This window comes from Halomonas sp. RT37 (assembly GCF_040070525.1).
Lineage (GTDB): Bacteria > Pseudomonadota > Gammaproteobacteria > Pseudomonadales > Halomonadaceae > Halomonas > Halomonas litopenaei.
The window spans coordinates 4077403-4092015 of the sequence record NZ_CP098827.1; the positions used below are offsets into that span (position 1 = coordinate 4077403).

Annotated in this window: 10 protein-coding genes; 1 reads left to right on the top strand and 9 read right to left on the bottom strand. The window is 66.1% G+C overall.

Annotation, left to right across the window (positions count from 1 at the left end):
- Positions 1 to 12: 12 nt before the first annotated feature.
- The 4 genes from folM to rho all read right to left on the bottom strand — a co-directional run bounded on the left by folM (position 13) and on the right by rho (position 4369).
- Positions 13 to 726, bottom strand: coding sequence for a dihydromonapterin reductase (folM, locus tag NFG58_RS17660; protein WP_124803466.1), 714 nt, complete (start codon positions 724 to 726; stop codon positions 13 to 15).
- Entirely contained in the window at positions 723 to 1502 is a 780-nt protein-coding gene (locus NFG58_RS17665) for an NAD(P)H-flavin reductase (protein WP_108132291.1), read from the bottom strand. The genes folM and NFG58_RS17665 overlap by 4 nt, the downstream gene beginning before the upstream one ends.
- Positions 1499 to 2992, bottom strand: a complete 1494-nt coding sequence (gene ubiD, locus NFG58_RS17670; RefSeq protein WP_045991170.1) for a 4-hydroxy-3-polyprenylbenzoate decarboxylase — start codon at positions 2990 to 2992, stop codon at positions 1499 to 1501. Before ubiD ends, NFG58_RS17665 begins: the two co-directional genes overlap by 4 nt.
- 117 nt (positions 2993 to 3109) lie before the next feature.
- Positions 3110 to 4369 carry a transcription termination factor Rho gene (gene rho / locus NFG58_RS17675; protein ID WP_045991171.1) on the bottom strand — a complete coding sequence of 420 codons (1260 nt, stop codon included), beginning with the start codon at positions 4367 to 4369 and terminating at the stop codon, positions 3110 to 3112.
- Positions 4370 to 4807: 438 nt separating this feature from the next.
- Between rho and ppx the strand changes: the two genes are divergently transcribed.
- Entirely contained in the window at positions 4808 to 6367 is a 1560-nt protein-coding gene (ppx, locus tag NFG58_RS17680) for an exopolyphosphatase (protein ID WP_108449746.1), read from the top strand.
- Between the two features lie 66 nt (positions 6368 to 6433).
- On the opposite strand, the gene tilS is transcribed toward ppx, so the two are convergent.
- From tilS to lpxB, 5 genes are all read right to left on the bottom strand, one after another.
- Positions 6434 to 7720, bottom strand: coding sequence for a tRNA lysidine(34) synthetase TilS (tilS, locus tag NFG58_RS17685; protein WP_348827077.1), 1287 nt, complete (start codon positions 7718 to 7720; stop codon positions 6434 to 6436).
- 210 nt (positions 7721 to 7930) lie between these two features.
- The gene (locus tag NFG58_RS17690; RefSeq protein ID WP_045991173.1) at positions 7931 to 8884 is read right to left on the bottom strand and encodes an acetyl-CoA carboxylase carboxyltransferase subunit alpha; all 954 of its coding nucleotides are present in this window, start codon (positions 8882 to 8884) and stop codon (positions 7931 to 7933) included.
- Positions 8885 to 9042: 158 nt separating this feature from the next.
- Positions 9043 to 12552, bottom strand: a complete 3510-nt coding sequence (dnaE, locus tag NFG58_RS17695) for a DNA polymerase III subunit alpha (protein ID WP_348827078.1) — start codon at positions 12550 to 12552, stop codon at positions 9043 to 9045.
- A 46-nt stretch (positions 12553 to 12598) separates the two neighbouring features.
- Positions 12599 to 13237, bottom strand: a complete 639-nt coding sequence (rnhB, locus tag NFG58_RS17700) for a ribonuclease HII (protein ID WP_231498598.1) — start codon at positions 13235 to 13237, stop codon at positions 12599 to 12601.
- Positions 13227 to 14510 carry a lipid-A-disaccharide synthase gene (gene lpxB / locus NFG58_RS17705; protein WP_348827079.1) on the bottom strand — a complete coding sequence of 428 codons (1284 nt, stop codon included), beginning with the start codon at positions 14508 to 14510 and terminating at the stop codon, positions 13227 to 13229. Before lpxB ends, rnhB begins: the two co-directional genes overlap by 11 nt.
- Positions 14511 to 14613 lie beyond the last annotated feature (103 nt).

The window sequence follows — 14613 nt, forward strand, 5'->3', positions numbered from 1 at the left end:
TCCGCCGGCGATTCAGCGCAGGTGGCGGCCACCGTCCACAGCCAGGGTCGTCCCGGTCACATAGCGGTTGTCGAGCAGGTAGCGCAGGCTCTGGTAGATGACCCCTGGCCCCGGCACCATGTCCATCGCCGACTTGGCCCTGGCCTTGGCGGCATAGTCCTCGTCATCGCCCTGATTGAGCATGATCAGCGCGGGTGCAATGGCGTTGACCTGGATCTCAGGGGCATAACGCGCGGCGAAGGACAGCGTCAGATTGTCGAGCCCGGCCTTGGTGGCGGCGTAGGCGGCGTGCTTGCGCGAGCCCTTCTGCACCACATAGTCGGTCATGTGGACGATGTCCCGCTGGGGCTCGCTGCAGGCGTCGAGCAAGGGCTTGGCGTGGAGGTTGATCAGGTAAGGCGCCAGCATATGGATACGGAACAGCCGCTCGAAGGCGGCCCCGGCATCCTCGCCATCGCTGTCCGGTGCCCAGTCGCTGGCGTTGTGGACGATGGCACGCAAGGCGTCTGTCTCGTCCTTGAGCCGCTCCAGGAAGTCGAGGATACCGTCTTCGCTGGAGAAGTCCGCCTGGAGGGTGACGATGCCGCGCTCGCGCATGGCCTCGAGCTCCGGGCGCTCGCGGCGATAGCTGATGATCACCGGCTGGCCGTCCTGTACCAGGCGCTCGGCGCAGTGACGCCCCAGACGCTGGGCGCCACCGGTAATCAGGATCGGCGACGCGCTCATGACTGCTTTTCCCCGACCAGGCTACCGACCACCGGCACCAGAGGGTCGCGTGGCGCGTAGGCGAAGACGTCCGAGAACACCCGTGACGGGTCCAGCCCCAGCGAGGCGAGCACGTCGACACAGGCATAGACCATGCCGGGCGAGCCCGACAGATAGACGTCGTGGCCCGACACATCGCCAAGCTCGGCGGCGAGTGCGGCGTCGATACGGCCATGATGGGCGTGCACCCGCTCGTCGGCGAAGCCTTGCTCGAAGCCTTCCTCGCAGACCGCGTGGAAGCTGACCTTATCGGACTCGGCGACCCACTGCCGGGCCAGGCTCTCGGCGTACAGATCACGGCGTTCCTTGGCCGCCCACCACAGGCTGATGGAGCGCTCGGGGTTGGCGTGGAGCGCCGCCTCGACGATCGCCTTCATCTGGGCGAAGCCGGTACCGGCGGCGATCAGCGTCAGCGGACGATCGCTTTCACCATCCAGCACGCAGTCGCCCCCCGGCAGACGCACGGTCAGGTGCTGGGCCTCGACCAGCATGGCCCTGAGCTGGGCCGAGTTGGAGCGTTCGGGCCAGTGCTGAATATGCAGCTCGAGTCGCCCATCGTCACGATGGCGGCTGGCGATGGAAAAGGGCACCCAGCAGTCATCGTCCAGGCACATTTCCAGGTACTGGCCCGGGGCATGGGCCATGGCCTCGGCGCGTCCTTCCAGAATCACGCGAAACACGTCAGGGGTGAGGTCCTCGACCTCGATGACCTGGCAGGTCAGGGTCCTTGCCGTCATGTCGACCTCTTGTTGCTGTCGGGGAGAGGAATGTCGAATTCGTCCCAGCGCTCGCTGACCCGGGACTTGATGCTGTCGTCCATGGCAATCGCCACGCCCCACTCCCTGTCCGTTTCACCCGGCCACTTGCTGGTGGCGTCCAGGCCCATCTTGGAGCCGAGCCCAGCCACCGGAGAGGCGAAATCGAGGTAGTCGATCGGGGTGTTCTCGACCATCACGGTGTCGCGGGCCGGGTCCATGCGGGTGGTGATGGCCCAGATCACGTCCTCCCACTGGCGAGCGTCGACGTCATCATCCAGCACGACCACGAACTTGGTGTACATGAACTGACGCAGGAAGCTCCATACCCCCATCATTACCCGCTTGGCGTGGCCCGGGTACTGCTTTTTCATGGTCACGACCGCCATGCGGTAGGAGCAGCCTTCCGGGGGCAGATAGAAGTCGACGATCTCAGGGAACTGGCGGCGCAGGATCGGCACGAACACCTCGTTCAAGGCGAGCCCGAGGATCGCAGGCTCGTCCGGTGGACGTCCGGTGTAGGTGGAGTGGTAGATGGCGTCCTTGCGCATGGTCATGCGCGTCACGGTGAACACCGGAAAGGTCTCCACCTCATTGTAGTAGCCGGTATGGTCGCCGTAGGGACCTTCCGGCGCGGTATCATCGGGGTACAGGAAGCCCTCGAGGATGATCTCGGCAGACGCCGGCACCTGCAGGTCGGCGTGACCGCAGTTGACCAGTTCGGTGCGCGAGCCACGCAGCAGGCCGGCGAAGGCGTACTCGGACAGCGAGTCAGGCACCGGGGTCACCGCCCCCAGAATGGTCGCCGGGTCGGCGCCCAGCGCCACCGCTACGGGGAAGGGCTCGCCGGGGTGCGCCTGCTGGAATTCCTGGAAGTCCAGCGCGCCGCCACGATGGGACAGCCAGCGCATGATCAGGCGGTTCTTGCCGAGCTTCTGCTGGCGATAGATACCGAGATTCTGACGACTCTTGTGCGGGCCCTTGGTGATCACCAGCGGCCAGGTCACCAGGGGGGCGGCATCACCGGGCCAGCAGTGCTGGATCGGCAGTCGATCCAGGTCCACCTCATCGCCCTCGAAGACTCGCTGCTGGACCGGTGCCGAGCGCACGGTCTTGGGACCCATGCTCATGATCTGCTTGAAGATCGGCAGCTTTTCCCAGGCATCGCGAAAGCCCTTGGGAGGTTCCGGCTCCTTGAGAAAGGCCAGCAGCTCACCGACCTCGCGCAGCGCCTCCACCGAGTCCTGGCCCATGCCCATGGCGACGCGTTTGGGGGTGCCGAAAAGGTTGCCGAGCAGCGGCATTTCGCTGCCCTTGACGTTCTCGAACAACAACGCAGGGCCACCGGCGCGCAGGGTGCGATCGCAGATCTCGGTGATCTCGAGATAGGGGTCCACCTCGGCGGTCACCCGCTTGAGTTCGCCGGCGGCCTCGAGACCCGCGATAAAGTCACGCAAGTCACCATATTTCATGCGATTGCCTCGCTCCCCTGAACACAAAAGGGGCAGCATAGCATGCTGCCCCTCGTCTTGACCTCGGTCACCTGGACCTTGCGTCTGGCGACCGCCCAGGCGCGGCGTTGGCCAACGCTAGCGGCGCTTCATCGCCTCGAAGAATTCGAGGTTGGTCTTGGTGTCCTTGAGTCGGTCGATCAGGAACTCGGTGGCCGCGGTATCGTCCATCGGGTTGAGCAGCTTGCGCAGGATCCACATGCGCTGCATCTCCTCGTCGGAGGCGATCAGGTCCTCACGACGGGTGCCGCTGCGGCGGATGTTGAGCGCGGGATAGACGCGACGCTCGGCCAGACGGCGATCCAGGTGGGCTTCCATGTTACCGGTGCCCTTGAACTCCTCGAAGATCACTTCGTCCATCTTGGAGCCGGTGTCCACCAGGGCCGTGGCGATGATGGTCAGGCTGCCGCCTTCCTCGATGTTACGCGCGGCACCGAAGAAGCGCTTGGGCTTTTCCAGGGCATGGGCGTCGACACCACCGGTCAGCACCTTGCCGGAGGACGGCACCACGGTGTTGTAGGCGCGCGCCAGACGGGTGATGGAATCGAGCAGGATGACCACGTCCTTCTTGTGCTCGACCAGACGCTTGGCCTTCTCGATCACCATCTCGGCCACCTGGACGTGACGCGCCGGCGGCTCGTCGAAGGTCGAGGCGACCACTTCGCCGCGCACGGTGCGCGACATCTCGGTGACCTCCTCGGGGCGCTCGTCGATCAGCAGCACGATCAACTGGCACTCGGGGTTGTTACGCGTGATCGAGGTGGCGATGTTCTGCAACATCAGCGTCTTGCCCGCCTTGGGCGGCGACACGATCAGGCCACGCTGGCCCTTGCCGATGGGTGCGGTCAGGTCGATGATGCGCGCGGTCAGATCCTCGGTGGAACCATTGCCGATCTCCATGCGCAGACGGTCCTGCGGAAACAGCGGCGTGAGGTTCTCGAACAGGATCTTGTGCTTGGCGTTCTCCGGCCGGTCCAGGTTGATCTGGCTGACCTTCAACAGCGCGAAGTAGCGCTCGCCTTCTTTCGGCGGGCGAATCTTGCCGGAGATGGTGTCGCCCTTGCGCAGGTTGAAGCGCCGGATCTGGGACGGCGACACATAGATATCGTCGGGGCCGGCCAGGTAGGAGCTGTCGGCGCTGCGCAGGAATCCGAAACCGTCCTGAAGGATCTCCAGCACGCCATCGCCGAAGATGTCTTCGCCGCTCTTGGCGTGCTTCTTCAGGATGGCAAAGATGATGTCCTGCTTGCGGGACCGGGCCAGGTTGTCGATACCCATCTCGCGGGCGATATCGAGAAGCTCCGGCACGGGCTTTTGCTTGAGTTCGGTCAGATTCATCAGAGTTCAGAAATTACTCGTGGAAGCCGGGCGGCAAGGCGCCGAGGGGCGAAAAGACACGCCGATTGAGTGCGTTCAGAGCCCGAGGCTGCTCGTGCGAGGCCAGGTAAAGATAATAGGGCCATTGACTGGATTCTCCGGAGGGGAGATCCACGCCAGCGTCTGGACGAGGGAGCAGGTTCATTCGCCGTTGCCAGCGTCTCGCGGGCTTGGGCCGGGGCCTTGGCCGGGAGCGGAGCTGACGTCGTGCGGGCTGTCTGACGACTTGGGATGGTCACGTCGCGGCGGCGGCGCGACCGGGAAAACACATTCGAAACAGGCGAATGACCCGATACTAGACAAGCCGGAAGGGGAACGCAAGCCCCGTGGCGGACCCGGATCATTGACATCCCCCGGGGCGAAACGCAACCTTGATCCATCTCCAGTGAAGGACCCGCCATGAATCAACCCTCGGATACGCTCAGCACCCTGCGCGAGTCGCCCCACGACGCCACCAAGGACCCCGCCCGCCTGGCCGCCATCGATCTGGGCTCCAACAGCTTTCACCTGCTGGTGGCCAACTATCAGGATGACCGGCTGCAGGTGGTGGCGCGGCTGGGCGAAAAGGTCCAGCTGGCGGCGGGCCTGGACGACGACGGCTACCTCAACGAGGACGCCATGACGCGGGCGCTGGACTGCCTGGCTCGCTTTGCGCCCTTTCTCGAGGGCATCCCCGCCTCGCGTATGCGGGTGGTGGGCACCAACGCCCTGCGCGATGCCCACAATAGCCAGGAGTTGATCGACCGCGCCGAGGCCATGCTCGGCACGCGCATCGAGATCATCGCCGGGCGCGAGGAGGCACGCCTGATCTACCTCGGCGCGGCCCACGCCCTGGCCGAGAACGGGCGCCGGCTGATCGTCGATATCGGCGGCGGTTCCACCGAGTTCATCATCGGCGAACAGTTCGAACCCAAGGCGCTGGAAAGCCTCTCCATGGGCTGCGTGACCTTTACCCGACGCTTCTTCGGCGACGGCGATATCAGCGAGAAGCGCATGCGCAACGCCGAACTCGCGGCCTTGTCGGAACTGGCCAATATCCGCAGACCCTACCAGCGTCTGGGCTGGGATGACCCGGTGGGCTCCAGCGGCACCATCAAGGCGGCGGCGGCGGTGATGCACGCGGCAGGCGACGCGCCGGAAGGAGTGATCACTCGCGACGGTCTGGCCAAGTTGCGAAAGCGCTTGATCAAGACCAAGCAGCTCGACAAGGTCTCCATGGACGGGCTCAAGGCCGATCGTGCCCGGGTCTTTCCCGCCGGTGTCGCGATTCTGTGCGCGATCTTCGAGGCCTTCGACCTCAGCGAAATGCGCTACGCCGACGGCGCCCTGCGTGAAGGGGTGCTCTACGACATGGCTGGCCGCAACAGTCCCGAGGACTCGCGTCTAAAGAGCCTGGAGACCCTGGCCCGCTACAACGCCGTCGACGTTCGCCAGGCCGACAATGTGGCCGCCTCGGCCAAGGCGCTGTTCGCCCAGGTCGCCGACGACTGGGGGCTCGATGAGGAACGTGGCCGCTATCTGGAGTGGGCCGCCTGGGTGCACGAGATCGGCCAGTCGATCTCGCACAGTCAGTTCCATCGCCACGGCGCCTATCTGCTCGAGCACTCGGATCTGGCCGGCTTCTCGCGCCCGGAACAGCGCCTGCTGGCCTTCCTGGTCCGCGCCCACCGACGCAAGTTCCCGAGCAAGGAATGGCAGCTGTTGCCGAAGGCCGAACAGCGTGACAGCCAGCGCCTGGCACGCCTGCTTCGACTGGCGGTGATCCTCAACCATTCGCGCCCGGAGCAGCCGCCGGCGACGCCGCGGCTCGAGGTGGACGGCGAGGTCCTGCATCTGCACTACCAGGGCAGCGACGAGCCAGGCCTCTTGTGCACCGACCTGGAACGCGAGGCCGACTACCTGGCCAATACCGACTTCGCGCTCAAGCTGCACGCGGGCACGGCCCACGCCGAGGCCTGAGCCCTCTCACACGGTCCCTGGCCAGAGCCCTTGGTCAAGCCATCAGCCGGCCCCAGGCGTTGCCCGTCAGGGCGACGCCGTCCAGCCCTCGGCCAGGGCGATCCAGCACCCCCTGCCGGCGTCCAGCGCAGCCACGCAGCGCTCACCCTGCCACACCACCAGCACCTGGGCACGCCGCCAGGGCGGCACACCAGCCTCCTGCAACAGCCGCTTCAGGTCGCGACTTCCTCGCCCGGCAAGCCTCAGCCGTTCGCCGCCCTGGCGCGGGCGAAGCCACAGCGGCAGCGAAGTCTCCTCCGCCGTTGTCGGCAGCCGTAGCGACCGTCCCGCTACCATCACGACACGGCCAGGCGCCCAGGGGCCTTCGGCAACCTCCAGCGGATCTCCGGCACCCTCCCCCATCAGCCACAACGCACCGCGCCAGAGCCGCGCCTCTGCCCCGGGCCAGCTCACCTTGACCTCGGCGTCACGCCGGGCATGGCATTGCTCGAGCAGATCGTCCAACCGTGGTCCCGGTGCCGGCGCAAGTCCCAGCCGACGCAGGCACAGCCCGATCAACCAGCGCTGACGGCGCCGTGACAGCGACAGCAGGCCCTCGAGTTCCAGCCTGGCGGGGTCGCCACCCAGCCGCGCCAGATCCTCAAGCGCGTATTCGTCCAGCAGTGCCGCCGCCTCGCCGGCATGACGTGCACTCGCCGCCAGGGCGTCCGCGGCGTCGGGCCAGCGCTGCGCCAGCGCCGGCACCACCTCATGACGCAGATAGTTGCGATCGAACTCGCGACTGGCGTTGCTGGGGTCCTCGACCCAATCGAGCCCGCGACGCCGGGCTTCGGCTTCCAGTTCGCTTCGCCGGACCTCCAGCAAGGGGCGCTCGATCGAAAGGCCACGTTCCTTACGCCGCGCCGGCATGGCGGCAAGGCCCGCAACGCCTGCTCGCCTGAGTGCGGCCAGCAGCAGCGTCTCGGCCTGGTCATCACGGTGCTGGGCCAGCCACAGCACATCACCGGCGTCCAGGCATTCGACGAAGGCGTCGTAGCGCGCCTGGCGCGCCGCCGCCTCCAGGCCCTTGCCGGAAGTACGGTCCACCCTTGCCCGGGCGACCTCGAGGGTTACCCCCAGCTGCGCGCATAGCCTGCGACAGTGGCGCTCGAAGTCATCCGCCGCCGCCTGCAGGCCATGGTGCACGTGGATCGCCCGCAATCGGCGCGACCGCTGCCCGCAGGCCCTTGCCGCCAGCGCCAGCAGCACGCAGGAGTCGAGCCCACCGGACAGCGCGATCCACAACGACCGCTCCGGCGGCACCCGGTCGAGGGCCCGCTCGATTCGCGCTTCAAGGGTGGGAGACGTCGGCATGTCGGCGATTCCTGAGGGTCAGGGTGGGCGGTGGCACCTACTATGCATACGGCCCCCATCGCAGGACGATGGGGGCCGCACAATCGATGCAGAGCATTCGAGCTCAGGCCGGGCGCCGTGGCTCATCAGACGCTCATCGATGCAGAGCGTTCGAGCTCAGGCCGGGGCGCCGTAGCTCATCAGACGCTCATCGATGCAGAGCGTTCGAGCTCAGGCCGGGGCGCCGTAGCTCATCAGACGCTCGTAGCGACGTTCGAGCAGTGCCGCGGTATCCATGGCGTCGAGGCGCTCGAGGCTTTCGCCGATGGCGTCGCGGACCCGGGTGGCGGTTTCATGGGGGAAGCGATGGGCGCCGCCCAGGGGTTCCTTGATCAAGGTGTCGACGAAGCCCAGCTCCTTGAGACGGCTGGCGGTGATCCCCATGGCCTGGGCGGCGTCGCTGGCCCGCTCGGCGCTCTTCCACAGGATCGAGGCACAGCCCTCCGGCGAGATCACCGAGTAGGTGGAGTATTCGAGCATCATCAGCTCGTCGCACACGCCGATGGCCAGGGCGCCGCCGGAGCCGCCTTCGCCCACCACGGTGGAAATGATCGGCGTCTCAAGCCGCGACATCACCGCCAGATTGTAGGCGATGGCCTCGCTCTGACCGCGCTCCTCGGCGTCGATGCCCGGGTAGGCACCAGGGGTGTCGATAAAGGTCAGCACCGGCATCTTGAAGCGCTCGGCCATCTCCATCAGACGGCAGGCCTTGCGATAGCCTTCCGGCCGCGGCATGCCGAAGTTGCGGCGCACCTTCTCCTTGACGTCGCGGCCCTTCTGGTGGCCGATGATCATCACCGGACGATCATTGAGTCGCGCCACACCACCGACGATGGCAGCGTCATCGGCGAACTCGCGATCACCGTGCAGTTCGTCGAAGTCAGTGAATACGTGCTCGAGGTAGTCCAGGGTGTAGGGACGCTGGGGATGGCGTGACAGCTGGGATACCTGCCACGGCGACAGGTCCTTGAAGATCGACTCGGTGAGCTTGCGGCTCTTTTCCTCGAGTCGGGAAATTTCGTCCGCCAGGCTGACCTGGCTGTCGTTGCCGACCAGACGCAGTTCTTCGATCTTGGCCTGCAGTTCGGCGATGGGCTGTTCGAAATCGAGATAGTTGGGATTCATGGGCCAGCCTTGTGGTCATGGTCAGGCGGGCGCGACGCAGTCGTCGCAAGCCCACCCATGGCAAAGAAAAAGTGGTGTGCATTATCGCACCCTGACCGGGCCACGCAAGGCGCAGCGGGTCAAGATCGTCTTAGAGGCGCCCTCGCAACCCCGCGCCGCTAGCGATACTTGAGGCGGACGCCGTCCTGGCCCTCGACCTCACGCAGCGCGATCAGCAGGTCGTCGGATGGCAGCACTTTCCACTGCTCGTCGAGTTCGAGCCAGCCGGTGGCCTCCAGATTGCGGTAGCGCAGGCGCACCGGCAGGCCTTCCTGGTGACGATGCGGCTCGAGGCTCGTGCGCAGGCTGTCGATCAGTCGACCGTTGGCCTCACGCCCATCCACCGAGACCTCCACCGCCTGACCGAAGCGCGAGCGCGCCTGGACCATGGGGGTGACCTCCTTGCCGCGCAGGCGCAGGCCGCCGGAGTAGTCATCGCTGGACACCTCGCCTTCGATGATCAGCACCTCGGCGTTGTCGAGCTGCTCGCGCACGCTGTCGTAGAGCTCACCGAACAGCGACGCCTCGATGCGTCCGGTACGGTCGTCCAGGGTCACGAACGCCATGGTGTCGCCACGCTTGGACTTCATGGTGCGCTGGGCCACCACCAGGCCGGCGACCCGCTGGGGCTCGCGAGACGGTTTCAAGTCGGCGATGCGGGTCGAGACGAAACGCGAAAGCTCTTCCTCGTATTCATCGATGGGATGGCCGGTCAGATAGAGCCCCAGGGTGTCCTTCTCGCCGGCCAGGCGCTCGCGGTCGCTCCACTCCCGCACGCGCAGATAGTCGGCGTAGGGATCGCTGGCGCTGTCGTCCTCGTCCGGGGCGAAGGCCTCGCCAAACAGATCCATCATCCCGGCGCTCTGGTTCTTGTGGCTCTGGGCCGCGGCCTTCAGGGCGTCATCCAGCGAGGCGGCCAGCACGGCGCGGTTTGGCCCCAGGTTGTCCAGCGCCCCGGAGCGGATCAAGGCCTCCAGGGTACGCTTGTTCATGCGCTTGGGGTCGATCCGCCGACAGAAGTCGAACAGGTCGCTGAAGGGGCCGTCTGCGCTGCGCGCCTCGACGATGGCGCCGATGGGACCTTCGCCCACCCCACGGATCGCGCCCAGGCCGTAGACCACCCGCCCCTCTTCGTCGACGGTGAACTTGTAGCCACCGACATTGACGTCCGGCGGGGTCACCGTCAGCTTGAGGTGACGACACTCCTCGATCAGCGGCACCACCTTGTCGAGGTTGTCCATCTCGGTGGACATTACCGCCGCCATGAAGGGACCCGGATAGTGGGCCTTGAGCCAGGCGGTCTGGTAGGACACCAGGGCGTAGGCGGCGGAGTGCGACTTGTTGAAGCCGTAGCCGGCGAACTTCTCCACCAGGTCGAAGATGTTGCCCGCCAGGTCGGCATCGATGCCGTTGGCCGCGCAGCCCTCCATGAAGCCGGCGCGCTGCTTGGCCATCTCTTCCGGCTTCTTCTTGCCCATGGCACGACGCAACAGGTCGGCCTGGCCCAGCGAGTAGCCGGCCATCACCTGGGCGATCTGCATCACCTGCTCCTGGTACAGGATGATGCCGTAGGTGGGCTGCAGCACCGGCTTGAGCAGATCATGCTGGTAGTCCGGGTGCGGATAGGAGATCTCCGCCCGACCGTGCTTGCGGTTGATGAAGTCGTCGACCATGCCGGACTGAAGCGGACCGGGACGGAACAGCGCCACCAGGGCGATCATGTCCTCCAGCGAGTCCGGCAGCAGGCGCTTGATCAGCTCCTTCATGCCACGGGATTCGAGCTGGAACACGGCAGTGGTCTCGGCCTTCTTGAGCATCTCGAAGGTCTTGCCGTCATCCAGCGGAATGGTGTCGATATCGAGCGGTCCCTGGCCCTCCTTCGAGCGCACCTTGTCGACCATCTCCAAGGCCCAGTCGATGATGGTCAGGGTACGCAGGCCAAGAAAGTCGAACTTGACCAGGCCGGCGTCCTCGATATCGTTCTTGTCGAACTGCACCACCAGGCCGGAGCCGTCTTCATCGCACAACAGCGGAGAGAAGTCGGTCAGCTTGGTGGGGGCGATCACCACGCCACCGGCGTGCTTGCCGGTGCCTCGGGTCACGCCCTCGAGCTTGAGCGCCATGTCCCAGATTTCCTGGGCCTCCTCGTCGGCCTCGAGGAACTCCTTGAGCTGAGGCTCCTCCTCGATGGCCTTGGCCAGCGTCATGCCGACCTCGAAGGGGATCAGCTTGGACAGCTTGTCACCCAGCGAATAGGGCTTGCCCTGGGCCCGGGCCACGTCGCGAACCACCGCCTTGGCGGCCATGGTGCCGAAGGTGACGATCTGGGACACCGCGTTGCGGCCATAGCGCTCGGCCACGTAGTCGATGACCCGGTCGCGCTTCTCCATGCAGAAGTCGACGTCGAAGTCGGGCATGGAGACACGTTCCGGGTTGAGGAAGCGCTCGAACAGCAGGTCGTACTGGATCGGGTCGAGGTCGGTGATCTTCTGGGCGTAGGCCACCAGCGAGCCGGCACCGGACCCCCGCCCCGGCCCCACCGGCACGTCGTTGTCCTTGGCCCACTGGATAAAGTCCATCACGATCAGGAAGTAGCCAGGGAACCCCATCTGCAGAATGATGTTCAGCTCGAAGTCCAGGCGCTCGCGGTAGCGTTGCTCGAGGGCCGCCCATTCGTCACTGTCGCGGGGGTGATGCGCCACCGGATAGAGCGCCTCGAGGCGCTCGGTCAGACCGTCGTGGGAGATCTTGCGGAAGAACTCGTCCTGGGTCATGCCCTCGGGGATGCCGTACTCCGGCAGGAAGATCTCGCCCAGACGCACGTCGACGTTGCAGCGCGCGGCGATCATCACGCTGTTTTCCAGCGCCTCGGGGATATCGGCGAACAGCTCGGCCATCTCCTGGGGCGACTTCAGGTACTGCTCTTCGGTGTAACGGCGCTCACGTCGGGGATCGTCGAGCGCCTTGCCCTCACCGATGGAGACCCGGGTCTCGTGGGCCCAGAAGTCCTCACGCTTCAAAAAGCGCACGTCGTTGGTGGCCACCACCGGCACCCCGGTGTCCAGCGCCAGCGCCACCGAGGCGTGTACGCAGTCTTCTTCCAGCGGGCGGCCGGTACGGGTCAGCTCCAGATAGAAACGTCCCGGGAAGGCCTGGCACCAGTCGTCCAGCAGGCGCCTGGCATCGGCGTGAAGATCGCTGAGCAGGTGGCGACCGACATCGCCATCGCGACCACCAGACAGCGCAATCAGCCCCTCGTTCTGCTCGAGCACCCAGGCCTTCTCCAGGTAGGCCCGCCCCTGGCGCTGGCCCTCGACCCAGCCACGCGAGATCAGCTCGGTCAGATTGCGGTAGCCGACGTCGTTCATCGCCAGCAGGGTCACCCGATAGGGGTGATCCAGGTCGTGGCCGTTGACCAGCCACAGATCTGCGCCGATGACCGGCTTCATGCCGGCGCCCTGGACACCGTTGTAGAACTTCACCAGGCCGAACAGGTTGGCCTCGTCGGTCAGCGCCAGCGCCGGCGCCCCGTGCTCGATGCCCGCCTTGACGTACGGCTTGAGGCGCACCAGGCCATCGACGAGGGAGAACTCGCTGTGGACGCGAAGATGAACGAAGGGAGCGGACATGAGAAAGCCTTACCTCGACCCGCCGTGGCGGGTGTGTGAAAACGGGTCAGAACAGCGCCAGTTGACGCTTTACCGGTGCAAACGACCGGCGATGCTCGGCCAGCGGCCCGAGGCGTTCGAGCGCGGCCAGATGCTCAGGCGTCGGGTAGCCCTTGTGGCGGGCGAAGCCGTAGTCGGGATAGCGCTCGTCGAGGGCCAGCATGGCCGCGTCACGGGCCACCTTGGCCAGGATGGAGGCGGCGGCGATGGCCGGATGGCGGGCATCGCCCTTGACCACGGCCTGGCCCGGAACATGATGCCCGGGCAGCCGATTGCCGTCCACCAGCAGGTACTCAGGAGCCGGCGCCAGACCATCGATGGCCCGGCGCATCGCCAGATGGGTGGCGTGATAGATATTGAGCCGGTCGATCTCTTCGGGGCTCGCCTCGGCCACATGGTAGGCCAGAGCATGCTCGCGTATCTGGCCGTCGAGCGCCTCGCGACGCTTGGCACTCAGCGCCTTGGAGTCATTGAGTCCGCTGATCGGCACCGAGGGATCGAGGATCACCGCCGCTGCCACCACCGAGCCCACCAGCGGCCCTCGACCAACCTCATCGACACCGGCCAGCAAGCTGCCATCATAGTTCACCACCAGCGGCGGCAAGGCAGGCTTGTTGCTGCGCCTGGACTTCGCTTCAGCGGCCACCGCCAGCCTCCTGACGGACATCATCCGTTTCATCAGCCGTGGCCTCGGCCACCTCCTCGGCCAGCCGAGGCGATACGCTTTCCGGCAACGGCTGTCCCGCTACCAGCGCTTCGATGGCCTCCGCCGCACGCCGGCTGGCATCACGCTGCAACCCCTCGTGCATGGCGGCAAAGCGAGCCTCGAGCGCAGTCCGCGCCGCTTCATCGTCGAGCAACTCGCCCAGGCGGGTGGCAATGGCCTCGCTGCTGGCCTCGTCCTGGATCAACTCCGGCACCAGCGATTCGCGGGCGATCAGATTGGGCAGCGAGATCCACTCGGTCTTGACCATCAGCCGAGCGATGCGATGGGTCATCGGCGCCATGCGGTAGCCCACCAGCATGGGGCGATGACACAGCATCGCCTCCAGCGCCGCGGTGCCGGAAGCCAGCAGCACCAGGTCGCTTGCCACCATGGCCTCACGAGCCTGGCCATCGAGCAGGCTGACGCAGGCCGCAAGCGCCGGCCGCGCGGCCAGCAGCGCCTCGAGCTCTTGCCTTCGCTCGGGCGTGGCCGCCGGGATCACCACCGCAAGCCCCGGCCTTGCCTTGACCAGGCGCTCGGCAGCCTCCAAGAAGGTCTCCCCCATGAAGCGGATCTCGTTGCGCCGGGAGCCGGGCAGCAACGCCAGCACCCGGGCGTCGGCGGCAATCCCCAGCGCCTCGCGCGTGGCCCGGCGGTCGTTGACCAGCGGCAGTTCGTCGGCCAACGGATGGCCGACGAAGGCCACCGGCACCCGGTGCTTGACGTAGAAGGCCGCCTCGAACGGCAGAAAGGTCAGCATGGCGTCCACCGAGCGGGCGATGCCCTTGACCCGCCCCTGACGCCAGGCCCATACAGACGGGCTGACGTAGTGGGCGGTGGTGACACCTGATTCGCGCAGCTGGCGCTCGAGGCCAAGATTGAAGTCCGGGGCGTCGATTCCGACCATGATGTCGGGTTCCCAGTCCAGTGCATCCCGACGCAGGGTGCGGCGCACGCGGATCAGCTCTGGCAGGTGCTTGATCACCTCCACCAGCCCCATCACCGACAGGGTCTCCAGCGGATACAACGACTCGAGCCCCTCGGCGATCATGCGCGGGCCACCCAGTCCTCGGAATGCCACCTCGGGATGACGCGCCTTGAGCGCGCGCATCAGGCTCGCTCCGAGAATATCGCCGGACAGTTCACCGGCCACCAGGTAGACGCGGCGGATTGAGCCTGTCTCGCTGGCGACATCGCGTGCAGCGTGGGTCATGACGGATACCTGACTGGCTGAACAAGTCTGACGATGGAAGGGTGCCCAAGCCGACGACGGCCATCAAGATGGCCGACGACACTGGGGCTGACGCCCGCCGCTG

Coding starts and splice junctions, on each gene's coding strand:
- NFG58_RS17665 (WP_108132291.1), bottom strand. CDS start 1,502: ATGACGGCAAGGACCCTGACCTGCCAGGTCATCGAGGTCGAGGACCTC.
- lpxB (WP_348827079.1), bottom strand. CDS start 14,510: ATGACCCACGCTGCACGCGATGTCGCCAGCGAGACAGGCTCAATCCGC.
- ppx (WP_108449746.1), top strand. CDS start 4,808: ATGAATCAACCCTCGGATACGCTCAGCACCCTGCGCGAGTCGCCCCAC.
- NFG58_RS17690 (WP_045991173.1), bottom strand. CDS start 8,884: ATGAATCCCAACTATCTCGATTTCGAACAGCCCATCGCCGAACTGCAG.
- tilS (WP_348827077.1), bottom strand. CDS start 7,720: ATGCCGACGTCTCCCACCCTTGAAGCGCGAATCGAGCGGGCCCTCGAC.
- folM (WP_124803466.1), bottom strand. CDS start 726: ATGAGCGCGTCGCCGATCCTGATTACCGGTGGCGCCCAGCGTCTGGGG.
- dnaE (WP_348827078.1), bottom strand. CDS start 12,552: ATGTCCGCTCCCTTCGTTCATCTTCGCGTCCACAGCGAGTTCTCCCTC.
- ubiD (WP_045991170.1), bottom strand. CDS start 2,992: ATGAAATATGGTGACTTGCGTGACTTTATCGCGGGTCTCGAGGCCGCC.
- rho (WP_045991171.1), bottom strand. CDS start 4,369: ATGAATCTGACCGAACTCAAGCAAAAGCCCGTGCCGGAGCTTCTCGAT.